Source organism: Mesorhizobium sp. M1088, from assembly GCF_040318575.1.
Taxonomy (GTDB): Bacteria; Pseudomonadota; Alphaproteobacteria; order Rhizobiales; family Rhizobiaceae; genus Mesorhizobium.
Genome location: NZ_JAMYMO010000033.1, coordinates 36,274 through 60,281, shown reverse-complemented (window position 1 = coordinate 60,281; position 24,008 = coordinate 36,274). Strand labels below are relative to the sequence as shown.

General features: G+C 60.3%; 24 protein-coding genes and 2 pseudogenes. 19 read left to right on the top strand and 7 right to left on the bottom strand.

Annotation, left to right across the window (positions count from 1 at the left end):
• Positions 1-116: 116 nt before the first annotated feature.
• The 3 genes and pseudogenes from NKH49_RS26715 to NKH49_RS26705 form a co-directional block, all read right to left on the bottom strand.
• Entirely contained in the window at positions 117-368 is a 252-nt protein-coding gene (locus tag NKH49_RS26715; RefSeq protein WP_352474563.1) for a type II toxin-antitoxin system Phd/YefM family antitoxin, read from the bottom strand.
• A 245-nt stretch (positions 369-613) separates the two neighbouring features.
• Positions 614-865: pseudogene (locus NKH49_RS26710) on the bottom strand (Tn3 family transposase); the annotation flags it as partial.
• 1,304 nt (positions 866-2,169) lie between these two features.
• Positions 2,170-2,451 carry a VanZ family protein gene (locus tag NKH49_RS26705; protein WP_352503771.1) on the bottom strand — a complete coding sequence of 94 codons (282 nt, stop codon included), beginning with the start codon at positions 2,449-2,451 and terminating at the stop codon, positions 2,170-2,172.
• A 653-nt stretch (positions 2,452-3,104) separates the two neighbouring features.
• On the opposite strand from NKH49_RS26705, the gene NKH49_RS26700 reads away from it, so the two are divergent.
• The 18 genes and pseudogenes from NKH49_RS26700 to NKH49_RS34970 all read left to right on the top strand — a co-directional run bounded on the left by NKH49_RS26700 (position 3,105) and on the right by NKH49_RS34970 (position 19,499).
• Positions 3,105-4,307 carry an ABC transporter substrate-binding protein gene (locus NKH49_RS26700; RefSeq protein WP_352474565.1) on the top strand — a complete coding sequence of 401 codons (1,203 nt, stop codon included), beginning with the start codon at positions 3,105-3,107 and terminating at the stop codon, positions 4,305-4,307.
• A 78-nt stretch (positions 4,308-4,385) separates the two neighbouring features.
• Positions 4,386-5,252 carry a branched-chain amino acid ABC transporter permease gene (locus tag NKH49_RS26695; protein WP_352452194.1) on the top strand — a complete coding sequence of 289 codons (867 nt, stop codon included), beginning with the start codon at positions 4,386-4,388 and terminating at the stop codon, positions 5,250-5,252.
• A gap of 5 nt (positions 5,253-5,257) precedes the next feature.
• Positions 5,258-6,232, top strand: a complete 975-nt coding sequence (locus NKH49_RS26690; RefSeq protein WP_352503770.1) for a branched-chain amino acid ABC transporter permease — start codon at positions 5,258-5,260, stop codon at positions 6,230-6,232.
• Between the two features lie 4 nt (positions 6,233-6,236).
• Positions 6,237-7,016: an ABC transporter ATP-binding protein gene (locus NKH49_RS26685; protein ID WP_352474568.1), complete on the top strand. Its 780-nt coding sequence runs from the start codon at positions 6,237-6,239 to the stop codon at positions 7,014-7,016.
• 2 nt (positions 7,017-7,018) lie between these two features.
• Complete coding sequence (locus tag NKH49_RS26680; RefSeq protein ID WP_352503769.1) at positions 7,019-7,741, top strand: ABC transporter ATP-binding protein; 723 nt, start codon at positions 7,019-7,021, stop codon at positions 7,739-7,741.
• Between the two features lie 8 nt (positions 7,742-7,749).
• The gene (locus tag NKH49_RS26675; protein ID WP_352503768.1) at positions 7,750-8,490 is read left to right on the top strand and encodes an aspartate/glutamate racemase family protein; all 741 of its coding nucleotides are present in this window, start codon (positions 7,750-7,752) and stop codon (positions 8,488-8,490) included.
• A gap of 102 nt (positions 8,491-8,592) precedes the next feature.
• Positions 8,593-9,297 (top strand): GntR family transcriptional regulator, encoded by a 705-nt coding sequence (locus tag NKH49_RS26670; protein WP_352474573.1) that lies wholly within the window; start codon positions 8,593-8,595, stop codon positions 9,295-9,297.
• Positions 9,298-9,933: 636 nt separating this feature from the next.
• Positions 9,934-10,846, top strand: a pseudogene (locus NKH49_RS26665) (aldo/keto reductase); the annotation flags it as partial.
• 61 nt (positions 10,847-10,907) lie between these two features.
• The gene (msuE, locus tag NKH49_RS26660; protein WP_352928650.1) at positions 10,908-11,498 is read left to right on the top strand and encodes an FMN reductase; all 591 of its coding nucleotides are present in this window, start codon (positions 10,908-10,910) and stop codon (positions 11,496-11,498) included.
• 221 nt (positions 11,499-11,719) lie between these two features.
• Complete coding sequence (locus tag NKH49_RS26655) at positions 11,720-12,682, top strand: LysR family transcriptional regulator (protein ID WP_352503548.1); 963 nt, start codon at positions 11,720-11,722, stop codon at positions 12,680-12,682.
• A 196-nt stretch (positions 12,683-12,878) separates the two neighbouring features.
• The gene (locus NKH49_RS26650) at positions 12,879-13,892 is read left to right on the top strand and encodes an amino acid ABC transporter substrate-binding protein (RefSeq protein WP_352503547.1); all 1,014 of its coding nucleotides are present in this window, start codon (positions 12,879-12,881) and stop codon (positions 13,890-13,892) included.
• 70 nt (positions 13,893-13,962) lie between these two features.
• Entirely contained in the window at positions 13,963-15,150 is a 1,188-nt protein-coding gene (locus NKH49_RS26645; protein WP_352542699.1) for an amino acid ABC transporter permease, read from the top strand.
• Positions 15,151-15,153: 3 nt separating this feature from the next.
• Positions 15,154-16,305, top strand: coding sequence for an amino acid ABC transporter permease (locus NKH49_RS26640; protein ID WP_352928647.1), 1,152 nt, complete (start codon positions 15,154-15,156; stop codon positions 16,303-16,305).
• 50 nt (positions 16,306-16,355) lie between these two features.
• Positions 16,356-17,084: an amino acid ABC transporter ATP-binding protein gene (locus NKH49_RS26635; RefSeq protein ID WP_502904356.1), complete on the top strand. Its 729-nt coding sequence runs from the start codon at positions 16,356-16,358 to the stop codon at positions 17,082-17,084.
• Positions 17,085-17,146: 62 nt separating this feature from the next.
• Complete coding sequence (locus tag NKH49_RS26630) at positions 17,147-18,379, top strand: MalY/PatB family protein (protein WP_352542702.1); 1,233 nt, start codon at positions 17,147-17,149, stop codon at positions 18,377-18,379.
• Positions 18,380-18,408: 29 nt separating this feature from the next.
• The gene (locus NKH49_RS34980; protein WP_352871706.1) at positions 18,409-18,534 is read left to right on the top strand and encodes a hypothetical protein; all 126 of its coding nucleotides are present in this window, start codon (positions 18,409-18,411) and stop codon (positions 18,532-18,534) included.
• A complete protein-coding gene (locus NKH49_RS34975; protein ID WP_502907946.1) occupies positions 18,515-18,751 on the top strand; it encodes an aspartate/glutamate racemase family protein in 237 nt (78 codons plus the stop codon). Before NKH49_RS34980 ends, NKH49_RS34975 begins: the two co-directional genes overlap by 20 nt.
• 238 nt (positions 18,752-18,989) lie before the next feature.
• Positions 18,990-19,499 carry a 3-methyl-2-oxobutanoate hydroxymethyltransferase gene (locus tag NKH49_RS34970; RefSeq protein ID WP_502907945.1) on the top strand — a complete coding sequence of 170 codons (510 nt, stop codon included), beginning with the start codon at positions 18,990-18,992 and terminating at the stop codon, positions 19,497-19,499.
• Here NKH49_RS34970 and NKH49_RS26620 read toward each other — a convergent pair.
• The gene (locus NKH49_RS26620; RefSeq protein ID WP_352542720.1) at positions 19,447-19,869 is read right to left on the bottom strand and encodes a RidA family protein; all 423 of its coding nucleotides are present in this window, start codon (positions 19,867-19,869) and stop codon (positions 19,447-19,449) included. The genes NKH49_RS34970 and NKH49_RS26620 overlap by 53 nt on opposite strands.
• Positions 19,870-19,928: 59 nt before the next feature.
• Entirely contained in the window at positions 19,929-20,777 is an 849-nt protein-coding gene (locus tag NKH49_RS26615; protein WP_352928644.1) for an SDR family oxidoreductase, read from the bottom strand.
• 97 nt (positions 20,778-20,874) lie between these two features.
• Between NKH49_RS26615 and NKH49_RS26610 the strand changes: the two genes are divergently transcribed.
• Positions 20,875-21,777, top strand: a complete 903-nt coding sequence (locus NKH49_RS26610) for a LysR family transcriptional regulator (RefSeq protein WP_352928660.1) — start codon at positions 20,875-20,877, stop codon at positions 21,775-21,777.
• A gap of 459 nt (positions 21,778-22,236) precedes the next feature.
• Here the strand turns inward: NKH49_RS26610 and NKH49_RS26605 are convergent, their stop codons facing one another.
• Together NKH49_RS26605 and NKH49_RS26600 are read right to left on the bottom strand one after the other, a co-directional pair.
• Complete coding sequence (locus NKH49_RS26605; protein WP_352503540.1) at positions 22,237-23,109, bottom strand: carbohydrate ABC transporter permease; 873 nt, start codon at positions 23,107-23,109, stop codon at positions 22,237-22,239.
• Entirely contained in the window at positions 23,106-23,996 is an 891-nt protein-coding gene (locus NKH49_RS26600) for a carbohydrate ABC transporter permease (protein ID WP_352928642.1), read from the bottom strand. Before NKH49_RS26600 ends, NKH49_RS26605 begins: the two co-directional genes overlap by 4 nt.
• Between the last annotated feature and the right edge of the window lie 12 nt (positions 23,997-24,008).

Sequence of the window (24,008 nt, the reverse complement as noted above, 5' to 3'; positions counted from 1 at the left end):
CGGGCGTTGCTAGCGTCCGGACAACGATGCAAACCGGCCTCGCCTTGCGTCCGGATTCCTCGCCGGCGTCTGCTTTCCGCGCCCATAGGTAATAATATCGGAGCAGATCGCCAGCTTTAAGCATCGGGCGTGTCGCCGGAAATTATGGCATCCAGTCCTGTCATGAGTTCATTGTGGACATCATCCGGTGCGTCCTCGATCGTATAGGCGACCGAATGCGGCTGGCCGACGAGCTGGTGGTACTGAGCAGCGGACAGGATGACGAGCTTTTCCTTGCCGCGCTTGGTCAGGGCCACCGGCTCGATCAATGCCGTTTCGAGGATTTCGCCTGACACGCGATTCATGTCGGAGAATGTGAATTGCTTCATCGCCGTACTTCCTTTTAAAGTACCTATAATAGGTAATTCACGTAAGAAAAGCAAGAATGGTGGCGCCCACGCGCCACCTTTCCTATCAGCATCGACCCGCTCGAAAGAGCGGCATTGTCCGTTCATTGCTGAGTGCGGCGCGGTTGGTCTGGAACGTGTGGCCGTCCCAATCCTTCCATGCCTCCCAGCCTGGGGTCGGAGCAAGAACAGTTCCCAGCGACACGAGGTTGAACGGAGCATGAACGTCATGCGGCGTGGCGTAACCGAGCCGGAAGTCTGAGCGACCGGAAGCTTTCACGCATCTGATGTTCTGTATCCCAGGTATAGATGCCGGTCAGATTGATGTGTTCCCAGCTCAGCGGCGAGACGTGCTTGAGCGGATGATCCGGGATCTCGCGGTGCATTTTGCGCAAGTGGGTGACGGCCCGTTCGATATAGACCGTATTCCAATGCACGATCGCGCTAACGATGAGGTTGAGGCCGGAGGCGCGGAACGCCGCCGTCGCCGCGCCGGTCGCGCCAGCCATCGATCGTATCGGAGCGGCTGACCGCCGTGACGTGCGCTGGCAGCGATGTAGATGAGCCTAAGGACCGATTAACCATAGACACAACTTCTGCTATTGCCGAACAAGCGGATATTCCTCCGGAAGCTCATCATCCATGGCTATCGTTCAGTGCACGGCAGCCGGGGCTAGAATACCTGCAGCGCATGGCCGAATCTGCTCGCGTTCGCCCTATTTCACGGCTTTCACTTCCACGCGCCGGTTGAGAGCGCGCCCCGAATCCGTGGCATTGTCAGCGATCGGCTCCATTAGCCCGCGGCCGTCACCACTATAAACGAGGTTGACAAAACAAAAGGCTACACCGGGCTCAACGAGGCTATGTTGGGTCCCGCGGGCATGGTGGCTGATCAGGTACGCCATAGCTGCGAGTAAATGCGGCACGGCGGGCTCGGCCCGACCGGTGCAGGCCGATATTCCCAAAAACCTGCGTATGAAGTTACTCGGTCTTTCCACTTCCGCGCTGCTAACCACGATGAATTCCGCGGCCGCCCTGTCGTACTGCGCGCCAGATGACGAACCTTGTCGGCAATCTACCGATTTTCCGATTCTTATTCTATTCGGAGTTCTGGTTGTGATGGCGATGGTCTCCAAAGTCATCACATATTTCCGGCAGAAACAGGGGCGAAAATAACGGAGTGGGCGGCTGCGCATAACGGGCGGCGCGCTATAAACTTGGAGTCAATGTTTAATCACTGGGCTGCCTATGCAGCGTTTGAGGGCAACTGTGAAGCGGCTTTTTATCGCGGTTCTGGTCGCATCTGTGGTTCTTAGTTCTCAGGCTAGGTCCGCAGTCGATCCAATGATCAAGGCCGAACAGAGCGCGCTAATCAGATGTAATTTGGGGTGGGCCGCAAAACTAGCGGTCCAGCCTGGCGCCCCGAGTACCTTAGCAAGAAAAGCGCAGCAATTGTGCGCGGGAGAAGACGCAACGTACGACCGCGTGGTGCGATTGTCCCTTCGTTACAAGGTGATCGCCGACAGATACATGCGCAAAATACATGCCTCTCAATTGAGGTCTAATGCAGCGATGATTGTTAAAGTCCGCGCTCTGATGAAAAAGAGAAGGCCATAACTCCCCTCGGCTGCTATGCGCAGATCGGCTTGCGGATGATAGTCTCAGTGATCGCTGCGGCCTTACTCAATGCTCTCTGAAGTCCTGCAGCGAAGCGTGACGTAGATCCTCTTCGCCGCGCATATGCTTCACGCGGCCGATTAGCCCCAGCTTGACGGGTCGTGACCTAGGAGAATCCGCTGACTAATTTCTTTGTCCAGCTTGCAATTGCGAGCCCGCAAGCGACGCCGACACAATCGGCAAACCAGTCGAACATATCCATGTCGCGGCCTATCATTTGCATGCCCTGGAGGATCTCGATCGCGGCGCCGGTAAGAGCAAGAAAAATGGTCAGTCTTGCCCTGTGCTCTGGCCAACCGAGACTGCCGATAGCCGTCAACACGACGAAAGCTGCGGCGTGATTGAGCTTGTCATCATGAGAGGTGAAGCCGAAGCCAAAATTCTGCAAAAGCCACTCCGGTGAGAGTGCGAGCACGAGGACACCGGCCAGTGTGACCAGAAAAGCAGTCCTTGCTGCGATGGGAAAAGATCTTGCACGCAAAAAAATGGGGTCACTCCTTTTCCGACGTTACAGGCCGGTACTTCGAACATAGCCGTCCGCACGTAGCGGCACATCGGAACAGAGTCCACTGCCGCGGGAGGGCTAGGCAAAAGCCATTAGCTGGCCTTCCGCGTTCAATGCGGCAGGATCAGGGCGGGCGCCAACTACCCGAGAGCTGAGCCGGTCTTGCTCCAGCATTTTCGGCACGCGCCGTCTGCACCATTTGCGAAGTTCGTCGCGGGAGCCCGAGAGCTGCTCTCGTTGGCGACCGGGTGGGCATCATCGGCGGAATGAACTCGGGACGGCCGGCGCCGGTACTACAATTTTACGCACCCAGTCAATACTAGGCACAAAGCTTATATTAGCCAGAGCGAACGGAGCGTGATTCTGGAAGGGCCGCGATGCTGCGGACCGCGTCCTTCATCTACGACCGCACAAGATTGTCAACAATCTGTAAAAGTTTTGTTGACAGATAATAGATTTGAGCCCTCACTCACAAAACTCCGCGTATCGGTCGAGTTCTGTCGCAACAATGCGCGGCCTCCAAAGGGGAAAGAACAATGATCAATAGACGTTCAATAATCACATTCGCCGCGCTCGGCACCGTCTCTGCGCTGGCAATCATGGCCGGCGGCACAATCACGGTGCACGCCGCCAACAAGGAACTCAAGATCGGCTTTGTCGGCGTGACGAGTGGCGCGGCCGCTGCGTGGGGCACATCCAACGTCCGCTCGATGCAGACGCGCGCCGCCTGGATCAACGAAACCGGCGGTGTGAAGATTGGTGACGAGACCTATGACATCAAAATCGTCACCTTCGACGATCAGAAGGACCCCAAGCGGGCGATCGCCGGCATGGAGAAGATGGCCCAGGAGGGCATCCACTATGTCGTCGGTCCGAATGTTGACGATGGCGCGGCGGCGGTGCGTCCCGTGGCAGAATCCAAGGGCATCATCTATTTTCCCTACGCATTCCCGAAGGAACTCTACACCCCACCGGCGTCCAACGCTGTGCTCGGCATGATCGCCAACTACCAGTCAGCTCCGGCGATCTACAAATATCTCATGGAAAACAGGGGCGTGAGAAAAGTTGCCTTTGTCGCCGCCAACGAATCCGATCCGCTGAGCCAGCGGGATGGCGGTGTTGCCGCGGCAAAGGCGCTCGGACTTGAGGTTGTGGCTGCCACGGACGTCTACCAAAACGATACCCGCGATTTCACACCGGTACTGACGCCGATCGTTCTGCAAAAACCGGACCTGCTGGTGCTTTCGGGTGTCGCGCCCGGCAATGCGCCGCTGCTGATCCGCGCCGCGCGCGAGCTCGGCTACGAAGGTCTGATCTCCACCGAAACGGCGCAGGATGCCAAGGTGCTGGAAGAGGGCGCGGGTGAGTTGGCCAACGGCTTCATCTCAGTCGGCGGCGCATCGACGCCCGAAATCGCGTCCGACATGATGAAGGAGTTCGTCGACCGCTATACGAAAATGTTCGGTGAATACAATGACGAATCCAACACCAAGGTCTACGCGCTCGAATACATCATCGAGACGCTGAAGGCGAACCCGGCCGCGATCGACAATGTCGAGGAGTTCAAGAAGACGATCGACACTTTCTCGGCGCCCAATCCCTATCTGAAGGGCGATGCCAAGCTGACCTATGTCGGAATGACGTCGTTTGGCCAGAAGCGCCAGCTTTCGGTCCCGATGGTGGTCACGGAATACCGCGACGGCAAGTTCGAGACGCTCTTCGTCGCTCAAGTCGATTGACGCAACTGCACTGAAGCGGATTGCCGCAGAGGCTCGTGCATTCGTCTTGAGCCTCTGAATGGCCGGGGAACCATCCTGATGGAACAAGTCATCGCCAACGGGCTCTATCTTGGCGCGCAATACGCCTTGATCGCGCTCGGTCTGACCCTGATCTTCGCGCTGATGAACGTGCTTAACTTTGCCCATGGGCAGATGTACGTTCTCGGCGGCTTCATCACCTACACCGTCTATGGCCAGCTCGGCATGCCTTTCGTCGTCGCGCTCGTTGCGTCCGGGATCACGCTGCTGGTTATTGGAGCGCTGGTCGAGAAATTCCTTTTCAGAACGGTGATCAAGCGAAGCGTGCGGGAGGAAAGTACGATGCTTCTCGCGGCGGCGGTCGCATTCTTCCTCGACGCCGTGATCCTCCTCCTGTTCGGTGAAAAGCAGCGCGGCGTGCCGAAGATCGTCAACGGCGTCTTCGTCTCCGACAGCCTCATAATGCCTTACGACCGGCTGCTGGTCGGCGCACTCGCCATACTGTTCATCGCCTCCTTCGTGCTTTTCATGCAGTACAGCAAACCGGGACGCGCCATGCGGGCGCTGGCGCAGGACCGGGTCGCGGCGCAGCTTATGGGCGTCGAGGTCGACCGCTATTCGATGATCGGCTTTGCGCTCGGCGCCATGCTTGCCGGCATAGTCGGCGGGCTGCTGGTCGCCATCACCGGCGTCAATTCGGGCATCGGCGGCCCGATCTCGATCAAGGCGTTCTTGATGGTGATGATCGGCGGGGCCGGCGTGGTCAGCGGAGCGATCGCCGGCGGCTTCATCCTCGGCATGATGGAATCGGTCGGCCTGACGGTGCTACGCCAATATGGCGACGTCACTTATCTCGTCATCTTCGCCGCGCTGATGGTGTTCCTGAGCATCCGCCCGAACGGGCTCATGGGCAAGCCGTGGGGGTGATCGACATGAAGCGTACACGCAACATCCTCGGCGTCGCTGTCTTCCTGCTGGTCGTACTCATCGGCGTGCCCTGGCTGATCGAGGCGACCGGTCGGCTCGACCTCTACTACACGCTGACTTCGGTCGCGCTGCTCAGCATCGCCAGCGCCGGGGTGTGGGTGACTTTCTACATCGGCCGCATCAATATCGGCCAGGGCGCCTTCGCGCTTATGGGCGGCTATGTTTCGGCCATCCTTGTCGTCCAGCATGGTGTGTCGTTCTGGCTGACACTGCCGCTGGCTGGGCTGTTCTGCGCCGCTGCAAGCGTGCTGATCGGGCTGCCCATCCTCAGGCTTCGCGGCGTCTATTTCGCCATGGTCACGCTCGTTTTGACCGAAGTGGCGCGGCTGCTCGCGCTGGCACTGCCGATCACCAACGGAGCCAAGGGCATGGTCAGCATTCCGCTCCCCGGCGGCATCTCGATCTTCGGGCTGAGCATCCTTCCGGATTTCGCGACGCTCGCCAATCCGCGTCCCGCCTTCTATCTCGTCTCGGTTGCGCTGATGGTGCTGTGCTTTGCCGGGCTTTACCGCCTTGTCCATTCGCGCATCGGCAAACTCTGCCAGTCGTTGCAGCAGAACGAGGAACTGGCCTCCTCGATCGGCGTCAACATCGCCTATTTGCGCGTCATCGCCTATGCCATCTCCTCATTCCTCGGCGGTCTCGGCGGTGCGATGTTCGTCGCCATCTCGCAATCGATCTATCCGTCGAGCTTCACCGTCACCGACTCGGTGAACTTCATGCTGAACTGCTTCCTCGGCGGGCTCGGCCACGTCTTCGGGCCGATGATCGGCACCTTCGTGCTCTATTTCGGCTGGGATTTCCTGTTCGAGACCGGCGAGTTCCAGTTGCTGATCTTCTCTTCGGTGCTGATCGCGCTGATGCTGTTCCTTCCCAACGGCCTGCTCAGCCTCAGGCTGTTCGGCAAGAAGCAGGGCTAGGACCATGACTGAGCTTCTCCAGATCAAGGCAGTGACCAAACGCTTCGGCGGGCTGGTCGCGGTCAACAATGTTTCCTTCGCGGTCCGCGAACGCGAGATCCTTTCCGTCATCGGCCCCAACGGCGCCGGCAAGTCGACGCTGTTCAAGCTGATTTCCTCTTTCCTCAATCCGACCTCGGGCGAAGTGCTGTTCCGGGGAGAGCGGATTTCAGGCCTGGCGCCGCATATCGTCGCCCGGAAGGGCGTGGTGCGCACGTTCCAGGAGACGACGATCTTCAAGGGCATGACGGTGCGCGACAATGTCATAATCGCGCATCACCTGCGTTCCAATGCCAGCCTTGCCGGCTTCTATCTCGGCACGAATACCGCACGGCGCGACGAGGATGAATTCGGCCGCTCGGCCGACGAGATCATCGACTTCCTGGGTCTCGGCGCGCAACGGCATGAGATCGCCAGCACGCTGCCGCACGGCCATCTGCGCGCGCTCGGGATTGCCATCGGGCTCGCCACGAACCCGACCGTGCTTCTGCTCGACGAGCCCTTCGCCGGCATGAACCATGACGAAACCGTGCGCGCGGTGGAGATGGTGCGCGGCGTGCGAAAGCGCGGCGTGACGGTCCTGCTGGTCGAGCACGATATGCCCGCCGTCATGAACATTTCCGACCGCATCGTCGTCCTGAACTTCGGTGTGAAAATCGCCGAGGGAACGCCGAAGGAAATCCAGGAGAACGAAAAGGTCATCGAGGCCTATCTCGGCGCCGAAGATGAGACGATCGGATTTTAGCCATGAGCGAACTGCTGAAAGTCTCGGACGTCGAACTCTACTACGACCATGTCTATGCACTGAAGGGTGTGTCGCTGAGCGTCAACGAGGGCGAGACGGTAGCGCTGATCGGCGCGAACGGCGCGGGCAAATCTTCGATCCTGCGCGCCATCACCGGCCTGAAGAAGGTCCGCAGCGGCGAGATTCATTTCCAGGGCCACCGCATCGACGGAACGCGCCCGGACGAGCTGGTCAGGATGGGCATCGCCATGGTACCTGAGGGTCGGCGCGTCTTTTCCTACATGACGGTGCGCGACAATCTGATGATGGGCGCCTTCACCCGAACCGACAAGGCCGAAATCGCAAGGACGCTGGACATGGTGCTCGGGCGCTTCCCGCGCCTGAAGGAACGCTATTCCCAGACGGCGGGTACGATGAGCGGCGGCGAACAGCAGATGCTGGTGATCGGGCGGGCGCTGATGGCCAAACCGAAGCTTCTGCTGCTCGATGAACCCTCGCTCGGCGTCGCGCCGAAGCTCGTTCAGGACATCGCCCGCTCGATCGTCGCGATCAACCGCGACGAAAAGGTCAGCGTTCTGCTGGTCGAGCAGAATTCGCGCATGGCGCTGCGCATCTCGCAGCGTGCCTACGCACTGACGACCGGAAAGATCGCGCTGGCCGGACATTCGGCTGAGCTGCTTGGCGACGACCGGGTCAAGAAACTCTATCTCGGCGGCGAAATATGAAAGCGCAAATGGACGTACTCGTCGTCAATCCCAACACCACCGCGTCCATGACCGAAAAGATCGGCGAGGCGGCGCGCCGCGCGGCTTCGGCCGGCACCAGGATCATCGCCGTCAATCCGAAGGACGGGCCGCCGAGCGTCGAAGGCTATTTCGACGAGGTCTTCGCCATCCCGGGAATGATCGGCGAGATCCAAAAACATCCGGCGGCGAGCGCCTGCGTCATCGCCTGCTTCGACGACACCGGCCTCGACGCAGTACGCTGCGTCGGCGAGATGCCGGTGGTCGGTATCGGCGAAGCGGCGTTTCACATGGCGAGCCTGATTGCCGGCAAGTTCAGCGTGGTGACGACGCTGTCGCGTTCGGTGCCGGCGATCGAGCACAATCTGGTGCGCTACGGCCTCGCCAGCCGCTGCGCCAGGGTGCGGGCCAGCGACGTTCCCGTTCTGGAGCTCGAAGTGCCCGGCTCCAACGCCCGCCAACGAATTTCGGAGGAGATCGAGCGCGCCATCCGCGACGACCGGGCCGAAGCGATTGTGCTGGGATGCGCCGGCATGGCCGACCTCGCCGCCGCGCTCAGCCGCGAACATAGGCTTCCCGTGCTCGACGGCGTCGCCTGCGCAGTAAAACTCTGTGAGAGCCTCGTCGGCCTTGGCCTGTCGACCTCAAAGCGCGGCGGCTACCAGGTTCCACTCGAAAAATCCTTCGCCGGAATCTTTGCGTCCTTTTCGCCCTCCGGCCGTGTATCCTGATGCGTGCAAAATTGTTGACATTCCCACACAGGATGTTCGATGTCCGGCCGGAAACGCGGTGTTCGCGCCGCTAAGCGATCCGGCCGCCGGGACAATGAGACGATGGACCTGCTTGGGCCAAAGCCACGGGATGGCGACAAGCCGACGATGCGCTGGTTTCCGGTCTATGCCGGCCTGCGCGACGCCATCGTCAGCCACCGCCTCGCACCGGGCACAAAACTACCCGAGGACGAACTCGCCTCGATCTATTCGGTGAGCCGCGCGGTGATACGCGCGGCGCTGCAGGCGCTGTCGCATGACCGCTTGGCTCGGCTCGAGCCGAACCGCGGCGCGTTCGTCGCCCAGCCGACCAAGCAGGAAGCGCGCGAGGTGTTCGAAGCGCGGGCGCTGATCGAGCCCAAAGTCGCCGCGCTTGCCGCCGAAGTGGCAAAGCCGGCCGAGATCGCGCAACTGCGGCTTCATCTCGAAAAAGAGCACGAGGCCCTGCATGCCGGCCGCGACAGCGACGCCATCATGCTGTCGGCAAAATTCCATGTCGGCATCGCCCAAATCGCCGGCCATTCTATCCTGACCGGTTTCGTCAAAGACCTGCTGTCGCGGTCGTCGCTGATCATCGCGCTCTACTGGCGCCGCCGCGACACCACCTGCGAAAGCCACGCCCATCACGCCCTCGTCGACGCCATCGAAAAGCACGACGCACAAAACGCGTCCGACCTGATGCAAAGCCACCTCGTCGAACTTCTGTCGGGCCTTGATCTGTCGCTTGGCGAGAAGAAGCCCGAGAGCCTGTCGGACATCTTGCGCTGATCTGCGCTGTCAAACTCTTCGCCAAGCTTCGCATTGCACATGTCGTCGCGATGCTGGACGAATATCGGATCACCCGCAACCGACACCGGCCAACGAAGCTCGCGCGTAAGTGGCTCTCAAAGCTGGTAAAGCCGAAGTGCCATACTGGATCGCCCCCGATCGGGCGCTCACGGCGACGCCAGGATGCACGTCAACCCGCAATTCTGACCTGGCGCCTACCTCTGAAACGTCCCAATGCGACGTTTCTACTTGCCAGTAACGCGACGTTCGAACTTGGTTGCAACATGATCCCAGGTTGATTGGCGATCCTGCCCCCCGTCCACCCGGTTCCGAAACGGCACCATGCGCCATCTCGGGACGTTCGCCAATGCGGCGGGGAACTTCGCGATCCGACCCTTCTCGGACGTTCCCTGAATGCAAGATCACGGGCAGGTTCTGACCCTATTCCCGACCTTGACAGCCAAGTGCAATATGCGCCAGTTGCGTCTTCGGTCGTTGCAAGCCTTGACACGATATGGTTCAGCATTGTTGGGCGGCAGCCCGAGGATTCAAACCGATATTCGTCTCGCTGGAATGTCTAACGCGACTCCGTCATGATGTCCCAGCCCTGTCGAGCGACGCTGCCAAAGCCGTTAGCAAGGCATCAACTTCATTGACACCGCCGACGTCTACCACAACGGCAAGTCGGTCGCGGCATCAAGGCGAGGCGCGATCATTGGGTCGTGACGACCAAATTCGTCAACTCGCACGACAAAGGGCCTAATCTCGGCGGCCATTCGCGCAAATGGGTGATCCAGACGGTCGAGAACAGTCTGCGGCGCCTTGGAACAGACTATATCGACCTGTTCTACTTCCACCGCGCCGTCTTCGATGCGCCGCTGGAAGAGCCGGTGCGGGCGATCGCCGACCTGATCCGCCAGGGCAAGCTGCGCTATTTCGGCGTCTCCAACTTTCGTGGCTGGCGCATCGCCGAAGTCGCGCATCTGGCCGATGAACTCGGCATCGACCGGCCGGTGGCCAGCCAGCCGCTCTATAACATCGTCAACCGCACCGCCGAGGCCGAACAGCTGCCGGCGGCCGCCTACTACGGTCTTGGCGTCGTCTCCTACAGCCCGCTGGCGCGCGGCGTGCTGACCGGCAAATACGAGCCGAAAGGCGCCTGCCGCCGACAAGGGCCGGCCGTGGCGACAAGCGCATCGCCGAGACCGAGTGGCGCCCGGAATCGATCGAGATCGCCAGGCAGATCGCGGCGCACGCAAAGTCACGCGGCGTCTCGGCCGCCGATTTCGCGCTGGCCTGGGTGTTGAACAACCGGCTGATCACGGCGGCGATCGCCGGCCCGCGCACCGAGGAACAGTGGGACAGCTATGCGAAGGTATTGGACTTCAGGCTGAGCGCCGAGGACGAGGCCTTTGTCGACCGCCTCGTCACCGCCGGCCATGCCTCAACGCATGGGTTCAATGATCCGAGCCATCCGGTCGAAGGCCGCGTGCCGCGTTCGGAGCCGGCCGCGCCGATCCCGCTGACACGGCCTCTGCGCGCCGCCTGACGGTCGCCGACGAAATGGCGGGGCCGGCGGCCCCAATTGCTTTGGACAGATGAGAGAGCCCATGAATTTCCACGTCGAACGGCTGCGCCAGAACATCGTCGTGCTTTCGGGCAACACCCACAGGCCGTCGAAGTCGCGGACGCTGGCGCATCATCTCGGCGAGGCGCTGCGCGAAAGATTGTCTGTCACAGTAAATTTCCTCGATCTTGTCGATGCCGGCCGTGGTCTGGGTGCTGCGTTTACGCGAAGGGAATTGACGCCGGAGGCGTTGAATGTGGTAAACGCGGTCGAACAGGCCGACGCGCTGATCGTCACGACGCCGGTCTACAACGGCTCCTATGCTGGCCTGTTCAAGCATCTGTTCGACCTCATCGATCCACTGGCGCTCGTCGACCGGCCGGTCCTGATCGGCGCGACGGGTGGTGGCCAGCGCCACGCGCTGGTAGTCGAACATCAGCTTCGCCCGCTGTTTGGCTTTTACTCCGCCCTGACGGTGCCGAGCGCCGTCTATGGCAGTGACAGCGACTTTGCCGACGGCAAGCTCGTAGATTCGCTGGTTCTGGCGCGGGCCGGGCAGGCGGTGGACCAGTTCGCCACCCTGGTTTCGGCACGGCAGCCGAAGCGCCAACAGGTCAGTCTGGCCTCAGCCTAAGGGGCAGCGAGTCGTAGACATCCCTGGTCCTTAGGTTAGCCAGACCATACGAGAGAATGCGAAGGAATGGGTTGGCGAACCCTCCGCTAACATATTGATTTCCCAACAGGGAACGTTGACCCCGCAGGTCGAAGGGTCGCATTTGTTCGCCATGGCATCGTTCGCGCGTTGGAAGCGATGTTAGCATGCAGGCGAGGCATGATGAAAACGGGGAAGGTCTCATGAGTTTCGATGATATCGATCTCAATTTGCTGAGAGTGTTCGACGTGATGATGCGTGAAAGGAGCGTAACGCGCGCAGCTGCCGAATTGGGAAGAACACAATCAGCTGTAAGTCATTCCCTATCAAAACTTCGGTATTTATTGCAGGACGAATTGTTCACGAGAGACGGGGGCGAAATGCGACCGACCCCTCGGGCAGTGGAGTTGCTGTCAGATATTTCTGCTGCGCTGGCTACGATCCGCGCGTCGATCGACCGGCATCAGATCTTCAATCCAGCAACGACGCGACGCAACTTTCGCGTGGGACTCACTGACTATCACGCCATGATATTCATCCCAGGGCTCATACGGGAATTTTCGAGGCAAGCGCCTGGCGCGACGCTGAACGTCATTCCCGCAAACGGACCCGAAATCGGTTCATCGGTCTATTTGAGACAAGTCGACTGTGCACTGACGGGAGCGGCAATACGCGACGACCCAGGTCTCTTGAAGGTGGAGCTTGGCCAGGATCGATTGTTTTGCGCGGTGTGGAGTGGAAGCAAGATCGCCAGGAACGCAATGACACTGGAAACATATTTGGCCAGTTCTCACCTGCAGATTTCCGCAGATGGTCTGGCAGAAGGCCTCGCGGATGCCGCCCTCAAGCAGCATGGTCTCCGGCGCAATGTCGTTGCGACCATCTCGAACTATCTGGTGCTGCCCTGGGCGCTTCGCGGCACTGAACTGATTACCCATTGCGGCGATGCCATCCTGCAAATTCTGGACGAGAGGAGTGAGGTGACGTTGGTCCCGCCGCCCCTTGCCATATCGAATGTGAATGCCTGGCTCATTGTTCACCGCCAGATGGCGAATGACCCGGGTACCAAATGGCTCCGGGAAATAATCATGAGCATCTACAACGAGTCGCGGACCGAGAGAGACCAAGGGTCAACCGTCGGAGCACCGGGGTTGGCTGCACCATAGGTCGCGCGCGCCGTCGCTCATTCGATTAGCCCGCCCCAAGCAAACTAGCCCGATCAGCACTCAAGCTCCCTTTCACCCGAGAGCGAGCGCCTCCTCAATTATGAATGACGCTCATTTTCGCAATGAGAACAGTCAATTTGACGAATAGTCATACTTGAGGCCACATTCCCTTCAACAAAAACAGGGGAATACCGAAATGAGATCGATGTTCAAGGGCTTTCTTGCCCTCGCTATCGCGTGCACTGCCTCCTCGGCATGGTCCGCAACCCTCGACAATGTCAAAAAGAATGGAGTGCTGACGTGTGGCACAAATTCGGCCACGGCTGGCTTCAGCCTTCCCGATAACGAAGGCAAATGGACCGGATTTGTGGTCGACTATTGTCGCGCCGTGGCCGCTGCCGTGCTCGGGGATGCGCAAAAGGTTAAGTTCATCCCATTGACGCCGAAAGATCGCTTCACCGCCTTGCAGTCGGGGGAGATCGACGTTCTTGCACACAACGCAACATGGACATCGTCGCGCGATACGTCTCTCGGCATACTTTTTGCGGGGACGTACTTCTATGACGGTCAGGGATTTATGGTGCGCAAGGCGGACAACATCACATCAGCCAAGGGGCTCGAGGGCGCATCGATTTGCGTCACCCAAGGCACCACGACGGAGTTGAACCTTGCCGACTATTTTCGCTCGCAGTCGATCAAGTACACCACGGTTGGTTTCGCCGACGAGGAAGCTGTCGTGAAGGCTTACGAGGAGGGGCGTTGCGACGTCCTGTCGGCGGACACCTCTACCTTGAACGCATCGCGGCTTCGCATGGCCAAGCCGGACGACAGCATCGTTCTTCCCGAACTGATCTCCAAGGAGCCGCTTGGCCCGGCAGTGCGGCAGGGAGACGACCAGTGGTTCAATGTGGCGAAGTGGACGCTTTACGTCATGGTGGCCTCCGAAGAATACGGGGTCACCTCCAAAAACGTTGATGCTATGAAGTCGTCGGACAATCCCAGCATCCGCCGTCTGCTTGGCGTGGAAGGCAGCATCGGCAAGGACATCGGGCTCGGCGACGACTGGCCGGTCGAGGTGATCAAACAGGTCGGTAACTACGGCGAAGTGTTTGATCGGAATGTCGGCAAGGACTCCCCGCTGAAAATGGAGCGCGGCATGAACGCGCTCTGGAACAAAGGCGGCGTTCAGTACGCTCCGCCGATTCGCTAGGCAAAGCATGGTTGCAAGGCGCTTGCGCGTTACCGCCAGCGCCTTGCACAGATCCCGATAGGAACACGCCATGTCCGATTTGTCGCTTCCAGCGCCCTCGCGCAGGAGCCTATCGCTGCACGATACGAAAGTGCGCGGCGTTTTCTACCAGCTCTTGCTCGCAGGTTGCCTGTTGGCATTGGCTCTGGGCATCGGCATGCAGACCGCATCGAATATGCGGGTCCGGGGGATTCCGCTCTCATTCGATTTTTGGGGCGAGGCTGCCGGCTTCGACATCAATCAAACCCTGATACCGTACGATGCACTATCCACCTACGGTCAGGCCTTCTGGGTGGGAGTGGTCAATACCCTCTACGTCAGCTTCCTCGCAATCTTGCTGGCCACCTTGCTTGGCTTCGTCATCGGCGTTGCCCGCCTCTCGCCGAACTGGATCGTTTCGAAGGTGGCGACCGCCTATGTCGAGCTTGTGCGCAATGTCCCGTTATTGCTGCAGCTGCTGTTCTGGTACAACGCCGTCCTCAAGCCGTTGCCTTCCCCGAAGGCGTCCATCGCCATCCCCGGCGGCATCTACCTCAACAATCGCGGCCTCATCATTCCGGAGATCCAGTGGCATCCGGGGGCGGGGCTTGTGGGCCTGGCATTGGTAGCGGCCGTTTTCTGCTGCATTGCATTCTGGTTCCGCGCCAAGAGTGTCCAGAAACGAACTGGCAAGCAGCTGCCGGTATTTTTGGTCAGCCTGGCGACCTTGATAGGATTTCCGCTGATCGTGTTCCTGGCGGCTGGCGAGCCGGTCTCGTTTGTCGCGCCGCAGCTGCGGGGTTTCAACTTTCAAGGCGGACATCAACTCTATCCAGAGTTTGCCGCTCTCCTGATCGGTCTGTCGGTCTACACCGGATCCTACATCGCCGAGATTGTCCGGAGTGGCATCCAGGCAGTGCCAAAGGGCCAGAGCGAGGCTGCGTATGCGCTGGGGCTGGCGCCGGGCAAGACGCTTCGCCTTGTCGTTGTTCCGCAGGCGCTGCGTATTATCATCCCGCCTTTGACAAGCCAGTATCTCAATCTAATCAAGAACTCGTCGCTTGCGGTGTTCATTGGCTATCCCGACCTCGTTCAGATCTTTGCCGGGACGGTACTCAACCAGACCGGCGCCGCCGTCCAGGTCATGGCGATCACCTTGTCCGTCTATCTCGTTATCTCCCTTGCCACGTCGTTGGCCATGAACGCGTGTAACCGACATTTTGCGATCGTCGAGAGGTGACGCATGAGCGATCAGTCCATGCATTCGCCAGTTGTCAGCAGCGCGCTCATACCAGCGATGGCGCCCCCCGCTGACGTTTGGCCAAGTCCAGTGACCTGGATGAAAAAGAATCTGTTTTCGACGCCGTTTTCAGGCGCGCTGACAATATGCTTTCTCCTCTTCGCCGTGTGGCTGCTGCGTCACTTTCTGAGCTTTGCGATCTTCGACGCGGTCTGGAGCGGCGGTCGCGAGGCTTGCCGCACGAACAGCCAAGGAGCTTGCTGGCCTTTCATTGCCGAGAAGTTCGACTACCTGCGATACGGCGCGTACCCGGCTTCCGAGCGGTGGCGCGTTGATCTCGCACAGGCTATCGGCGCCATCCTCATCGTTTGGCTCCTGTGGACGAAGGCTCCGCGGCGCAAAGTGGCGGCGTTGCTATTCTTCCTTGTCTACCCCGTTGCCGCGTTCGTTCTCGTGCGCGGGGTCGCCTGGCTCCATTTGTCTGTCATCGATACGACGCTCTGGGGCGGTCTCCTGATCACGTTGCTGATGTCGATTGTGGGCATCGTCTTCTCGCTTCCGATCGGGGTTATCCTGGCGCTTGGACGCAGGTCCGAACTCCCTTTCGTCAAGGCGGTTTGCGTCACATTCATCGAAGTCGTCCGGGGGGTGCCGTTTATCACGGTATTGTTCATGGCGAACTTCATGATGCCGCTCTTCGTCCCGGACTATCTGACGCCTGACCGTCTCCTGCGCCCGCTTATGGCGATAGCGCTGTTCTCGTCCGCCTATATGGCCGAAGTTGTGAGGGCCGGCCTTCAGGCGATCCCGAAGGGCCAATACGAGGCGGCGAAGGCGCTTGGGATCAGCTACTTCGACATAATGCGCCTGATCGTCCTCCCCCAGGCGTTGACGATCGTCATACCGAGCATCGTCTCCACCTTCATCGGTCTGTTCAAAGACACGACTCTGGTCGCCATCGTCGGCATCGCGGATTTCCTGAAAGCCATCGAAACGGCGCGCGTCGATCCGAACTGGGCAGGCCCGACGATCTCATCAACCGGCTACCTCTTTGCGGGACTGGTCTACTGGGGCTTTTGCTTCGGCATGTCCCGTTACTCGCAATCGATGGAGCGCCAATTGGCGCGCGCCACAAATCTTAGGACGCGACGATGATGCCACAAGCAATGTACGCATCGACGAAGGGACAGCCCTTCAACAAGGCGATGGCCATTGAACTGCGTGACGTCAACAAATGGTTCGGTTCATACCATGCGCTCAGGAACATCAACCTGTCGGTGCCACAGGGGCAGCGCATTGTGATCTGCGGCCCCTCGGGGTCGGGCAAATCGACGATGATCCGGTGCGTCAACCATCTCGAGGAGCATCAGTCGGGCGAGATCATCGTCGACGGCAAAGCGGTAACCGGGGATCTGCGCAAGATCGACGAAGTTCGCAGCAACGTCGGGATGGTTTTCCAGCACTTCAATTTGTTTCCCCACCTCACCGTGCTTGAGAATTGCACGCTTGCGCCTGTTTGGGTGAGGAAGATGCCGCGGACGGCAGCTGAGGAATTGGCGCGCCATTATCTGGAGCGCGTCAGAATTGCGGAAAAGGCGGACAGCTACCCGGGTCAGCTGTCGGGTGGCCAGCAGCAACGTGCTGCAATTGCCCGGGCTCTCTGCATGAACCCGAAGATCATGCTCTTCGACGAGCCAACCTCTGCCCTCGATCCGGAGATGGTCAAGGAGGTGCTCGACACGATGGTGTCGCTCGCCGGTGAAGGTATGACGATGCTGTGCGTGACGCATGAAATGGGCTTCGCGCGGGAGGTGGCCGATCGCGTGGTGTTCATGGACCGCGGGGAGATCGTCGAGATCAATACGCCCCATCAGTTCTTCACCAACTCCCGGTCGGAACGAGCGCGGCAGTTTCTGGCGCAAATCCTCAAATAGGGAAGTCCGCAGACGCAAAGCGGCCCGTAACCGTGGCAGTAGATTTTCCAGGTGAGTATCAAATGGCTTGTGCAGACACGCCCGCATCGGCGGTTGGGCAACAAAATATTGTGGGAATAGATTTCGACCAAATCCACGACCGCCAGCAATTCGGATCCGTCAAATGGGCCAACCAGTGGGACGAGTTCTCTCCTCAGGTGCAAGGCCAGGACCTGCTCTCCCTATGGACAGCGGATATGGATTTTCGTGCCCCGGAAACCGTCATCGCGCGGCTGCGCGAGGCCGCGGACCATGGCATTTACGGCTACACACGCCGCGATCCGCGCCACTATGAGATCGTGCAATCGTGGTTCACACGCCGGCACAACTGGTCGCCGATGCTGGAGACCCTGCTCCCCGCGCCGGCGATCATGCCGTCGGTCGCTGCGATACTGCGAACCTTCACGAAGCCTGGTGACGGCGTCATCGTTCAGTCACCCGTGTACTCGCCCTATTTCGAAGTGGTTCAGGGAAATGGCCGGATTCTGCTCACGAACCGGCTGAGGCTGCAAAACGACAGGTATGAACTCGATCTGGAAGACTTCGAGAAACTGGCGGCTGGCGGCGCCAAGGTGTTCCTGCTGTGCAATCCTCACAATCCTGCCGGAATGGCCTGGACACTCGAAGAATTGACAGCGCTGAACGACATTTGTGAGCGCCATGGGATTTTGGTCATATCCGACGACATTCACTGCGACATAAGGTTGTCGGACCACCCGCACATCGTCTTCTCCTCCATCTCGGACGATGCCGCGGAGAAGTCGTTCATCTGCACCGCTCCGACGAAGACTTTCAACCTCGCCGGGGTGCCTTCGGCAACCATTGCGGTGGCGAGCAAAAAGCGCCGCGAGCAGCTTCTTGCCGCGATGCAGGCCTCATTCATGGTAAATGCAAACTTTTTCGGCCGCCTGGCCCTGGAGGTTGCCTACAGCACCGGCGCGCCCTGGCTCGATCAACTCACATCCTACATCGCCAGCAACATTGATCTGGTTTGTGACTTCGCCGGCGAATACCTTCCAGGCATTACGCCCATGCGGCCCGACGCATCGTTTCTGGTGTGGTTGGACGCGTGCGCGCTCGATCGTAGAGTGGGTGGAATTCAGAAGTTCTTTGTCGATCAGGCCGGGGTCAATCTGTATGACGGCCGCGTCTATGGGCCTGGCGGCGAAGGTTTCATCCGCCTGAATGTCGGCTGCCCGCGTCCTCTGCTGCGCCGAGGGCTGGAGCGGATGTCCAGCGCGCTGGCATCCTTGTGACTGAGCGGAACCAAGCCAGGATGCCCCGAATGCGAATTGCCATCATCAATCCCAACACGACCGCTTCGATGACCAGCGGGATCGTCGCAGCCGCCATGGCGGCGCCGGATCCGGGGACGAAGATAGTGGGCATGCATGCCAACGGCTGGACCTGAAGCGATCGAAGGGCCATTTGACGGTGCACTCTCCGTAGCGGGCCTGCTCAGGCAGGTGGTCGCGGCGGAAATGGACAATGTCGACGCCCGTATCATTGCCTGCTTAGACGAAACGGGTCTCGACGCGGAAAGGGCCATCGCTACCAAGCCCGTCATCGGTATAGGCAAGGCTTCGCTTCATCCGTCAGCCTTGTCGCTCACAGCTTCTGTGTCGTGACCACTCTGTCGCGTTCCGCGCGACTGATTGAAGACAACATTCGCCGTTACGGGTTCTCCCGTCGCTTCCGGCGCGTTCTTGCCTCCGACATCCCGGTCCTCGAGTTGGAGAGATCTGAAAGTGGTGCCTCCGAACGAATTTCGGAGCTCATACGCGAAGGTGGAGGCATAGGCTGCTTTGGCGCCGAGCTGGAGGTGGTCTCCGACCGGTCGCCGAACTGATCACCCGGAATACACCGATGATCATGCTCGGCACGAGCGCCGGCCCAAATGCCGACGCGCAGTATTTGTTCAGCGAGGACATGCTTGGCCACACCGCTGGCCACAGGCCGCGCCACGCCAAGACCTACCGCAACTTCGCCGCCGAATATGAGCGGCTGCAACGCGAGCGTATTGCCGCCTATCGCGAGCTCGTATCCGACGTGCAGACGGGCGCTTACCCGAGCCGCAGCACGTGGTCCCGATCACAGATGAAGAGTTCTCGACCTTCAGCACCTCTCTCGAACTTTAGAAAGCCAAGATACACAACAGGCTGCGAGATTCCCTTGCGGTACGCTGACCGAACGAACCTAATCTGTTTGGTCAGTTCACGACCTCGGTTCTCGCAGGTGGAGGTCAGCTATCTCCGCTCCGGACACAAAGCTGACAGGCTGCCTTCGGCCCCAAATAGCCAATACAGAACTGCAGGGCGAGCGATCAGCGCTTGTCCGCCGGCTGGCTGCTCGTCGTCGAAGGGATGCGGGCGATGACCTTGATCTCGAAATCGAAGCGCGCAAGCCAATTGACGCCCACTGCGGTCCAGTTCGGGTAGGGAGGTGCACCGATTTCTTCCGCTCGGACGGCCAGAACTGTCTCGATCTGTTCGTCCGGGTTGGTGTGGAACGTTGTGACGTCGACGACGTCGTCGAAGCTGCACCCGGCGGCCGCCAAGACCGCGCGCAGATTGGCGAAGGCCCGTCGAACCTGATCCTCGAATACGGGCTCGGGCGAGCCGTCCTCACGGCTCCCGACCTGACCCGACACGAAGAGAAGATCGCCGGACCGAATGGCTGCGGAATAGCGGTGGATATCGTATAACGCGTGCCGGTTGGCCGGGTAGACGGCGTCACGTGTAGGCATCTCAAGTTCCTTTCTGTCTTGATAAGAGGTGGGCACGAGCAGCGGGCCGGAGCCGGGGGTCACAGCCGCGCCAACTCCTCGTCTGTGAAATCCGCCGCAACCGCGATGTCATTCTGCCGGTCGAGCTCCTCGATGCGTCCGCCGAGTGCCTTGCGGATGCCGGCATAGGCCTCGGCACCGAGCACCAGCCGTTTCGGGAGCGGAGCATCCTGATCGGCAAGCCTGATCATTGCGTCCGTCATGCGGTCGGGGTCGCCCTTGATTACCCAAGACCCATGGAGCGCCTCGCGGACCTGATCGGCGGGGGTTCCCTCATAGGCCGCAAGCGGCTTGGTCCGCGCGAGATTGCCGCCGAACCCGGTCCGCGCCGGCCCGGGTTCCACAAGGCTGAATTCGATGCCGAAGGGAGCAGCCTCCTGCGCCACGGATTCGACGAACCCCTCGATACCCCACTTGGTCGCGTGATAGAGGCTGAAAGCCGGATAGGCGATCTGGCCTCCCTCGCTCGATACCTGTAGAATCCGACCACCACCCTGGCTGCGCAGATGCGGCAACGCCGCCTGGATGAGCGTGATCGAGCCGATGAGATTGGTGTCGATGATGTCCCGAACCTGCACATCGCCAGCCTCTTCAGCCGCGCCGAGCAGGCCATAGCCAGCATTGCTGACGACGATGTCGATCCGAGCGGATGCCGCGAAGGCCCGGTCGACCGCGGCGCGGACCGAGCTCTGGTCCTTGAGGTCCATTGCGACGATGCGGAGCCGTTCGGGGTAACTTGCACGCAGGTCGGGAAGTGCGTCCTCGCTGCGACTGGCACCGACGACGCGGTCTCCCCTGATCAGGGTCTTCTCCGCCAGCAGCCGGCCTAGACCAGAAGACACACCCGTTATGAGCCAGGCCTTTTCCATTTCTCATTTCTCCAATTGATCCAGGCAGGAGATAGGGCAATCGCATTGCGCGCATTAGCCGTTGAAATCGGCATGGGACAATGCAAAATCCCCATCAATGCCCCGCCCGTCGCTCAACGATCTCACCGCCTTCGTCGCCGTTGCCACATACCGTAGCTTCCGCCGCGCAGCGGACGAGATCGGCACGGCACCTTCCACATTGAGCCATGCGATGCGTGCGCTCGAGGAACGCATGGGCGTGCGACTTCTGAACCGCACCACACGCAGCGTCTCGCCGACAGAAGCCGGGTTCCGGTTGCTCGACCGTCTTCAGCCGGCGCTCGCCTCGCTGGACGAGGCGCTCGACAGCGTCGCGGGGTTCCGGGGCAATGTCGCAGGAACGGTCCGCATCAACGCACCGCGATTGGTGGCCGGGCTTCTCGTCCGCGCGGTTCTTCCGCAGATGGCGGAGCGCCATCCGGACGTGACCGTGGACATCGTCGGCGAGGGACGGCTCATCGATATCGTGTCCAGCGGGTTCGATGCCGGCGCGCGCCTCATCACATCAATTCCCAAAGACATGATCGCCGTGCCGTTTGCACGCGCGTTGACGTTCATCTGTATCGCGTCACCCGCCTATCTCGATCGCTTCGGGGAGCCGGGAACGCCCGAGGAATTGCAACGCCACCATTGCATCGGCCACCGTATGCCCAGCGGCAAGCTCTATCGATGGGAGTTCGAACGCGCAGGCCAGGAACTGGTGATCGGGGCAAACGGCCCCATCGTCCTTGATGACGAGGAACTGATGGTCGAAGCCGCAATAGAGGGTCTGGGCATCGCCTATGTGGCGGATTGGGCCGCCGAAGCCGCGTTGTCCGATGGCCGGCTACGCAAGGTCCTGACCGCGTGGACGCCAGCACCGGAAGAAGTTGCGGTCTACTACCCCGGACATCGAGCCGTGCCGCCCGCCCTGCGGGCTTTTCTCGATGTTGTAAAGGACCTGCGGAAGAAAGAACCCTAACCAGATCAACGAAGCCGACGCCCTCGCGCGGAATAGCCGCAGCGGGGCGAAGCGAACAGCTGAAGATCGCGGTCCTGCTCTGACCCAGCTCGCGTCGCATGAGTTCGAGCAACTATTCGAGCGAGAGCTTCTCGCGGGGGCGCAAATTCCTCGATCGGGGCTAGTTTCCCGAGATGAGGCAGGTCACCGTTAAACGCAGGGTCCAATCACTACCTTCCCGTGACCTTCCGAACGTCTGCAAACGAGCAGGGCCGCGCCGCTTTTCTGGGAGCTGTGAAAACGGCCTGGGGCGGGTACCAAGCGTGCGATTCACTAGTTGCAGCTAACGTGGTGGAGGCATTCGCGGCCAGTTGTACTGATGAACTGATGGCTCTCAGAACGCGGTCATCTGCTTAGCTCCGTTCAGCGCACCAGCGCGTCCCGATGACAGCCAGACGGATGCCGGCAGTGCCGCCCACGCTATCCCTTGACCGCCGGGCCGACGATCGAATCCACAAAGAAGCGCTGCAGGAAGACGAAGAGCACCAGTGGCGGGAGCACGGCAAGCGTCGCGCCAGCCATCACCAGTCCCGTGTTGAGAGCGCCTCTGTTGTAGCTGAGCAGGCGACTAAGGCTGATGACGATCGGATATTCGTGTGCATTGCCCTGTAGAACGGTCAGCGGCCAGAGATAGCTATTCCAGTGATAGACGAAGGCAAACAGCGCCAGTGCCGCGATTGCCGGCGCCACGCTCGGCGCGACGATCTTGAACAGGATCAGGAGTTCCGACGCCCCATCCATCCGCGCTGCGTCGATCAGATCGTCGGGCACGCCGGCTATAAACTGGCGCATCAGGAAAATGCCAAACGCATTGGCGAGATTGGGCACGATAATACCGGCAAGGCTGGCGTTCAGGCCGATTGATCCGACGAGACGGTAAAGCGGGATCAGCGTGACGATCGGCGGCAGGAACATGGTGGCGATCAGCACCGAAAACAGCAGTGAGCGGCCGGGAAAGTGATGCTTGGCGAAGGCGTAACCAGCCATCATGCTGGTGACCAGAATGCCGGCGGTGGTGATCGTGGCGATCACGAGCGAATTCCACATCGAGCGACCGACATTGATGACGCCGGACACTTTCTCGTACGCTTCGAGGGTCGGCGTGCGCGGTATCCACACCGGCGGCACCTGCATGGTTTCGGCCGGCGTTTTCAGGCTGGAGAGCACCATCCACAACAACGGGAAGGCGGAGGCCACGGCAACCAGCAGCATCAGCGTGGCGAGCAGTGCTCTGCGGCCCGCCAGGCGTTTGCGCGCCAACCGGCTCGATGCTGAGCGGCCCGGCGCGCTCATTCGTCATCCTTCCGGTTGGCGAATGCAAACAGCGCACACACAATGACGATCAGCGACAGCATCAGCATCACTGCCATGGCCGAGCCCAGCCCGCCTTGTGCCCGCTCGATGCCGACTCGGCGGATATGGTAGGTCAGCACGTTGGTCGAGCCGACCGGCCCGCCTTGGGTGATCAGCGCCACCGGCTCGAACACTTGCACGGCGTTGATGATGGCAATGACGGCGCTGAACAAGAGCGTGCGGCTCAATAGCGGCAAGGTGATGAAGCGGAACTGTTCGCGCCGGTTGGCGCCGTCAAGCGTCGCCGCCTCGTAAAGACTGCCTGGGATCTGGGTCAGCCCGGCAACGGCCAGCACCGTAAAATAGCCGATCTGCTGCCAGACATTGAGGACGACGATCGAGATCAACGCCGATCTTGGCGAGGACAACCAGAGTTGCGGGCCGATGCCGGCGAGACCGAGCACCTGGTTGAGCGGCCCCTCGCTCGGCGAATAGAGCTTCGACCAGACCAGCGTCACGGCGATCATCGGCACCATGTAGGTGGAAAACAACACGGTCCGCAGCGCCGTACCGCCTGTGACATCGCGCTGGTGGACCATCAAGCCGAACACTACCGAAAGGGGCAGGATGAGCATCACCGACAATGCCGTGTAGATGGCGGTGTTGAGCAGCGCTCGCTTGAAATCCCGCCCGACCGAGGTCGGCCCGAATATTTCGCGAAAATTGTCGAAGCCGATGAAGCTCGCATTGGAAAAAGGCGTCTGCGTCGACCAGTCCTGGAATGACAGCCAGATGGTGAGCAGCATCGGCAGCAGGATGAAAACGCCAATCAGTGTCACGGCGGGCGCCAGCATGATGCCCACCGAGGCACGATAGCTCTTGATCATCGCTCTGCTTCC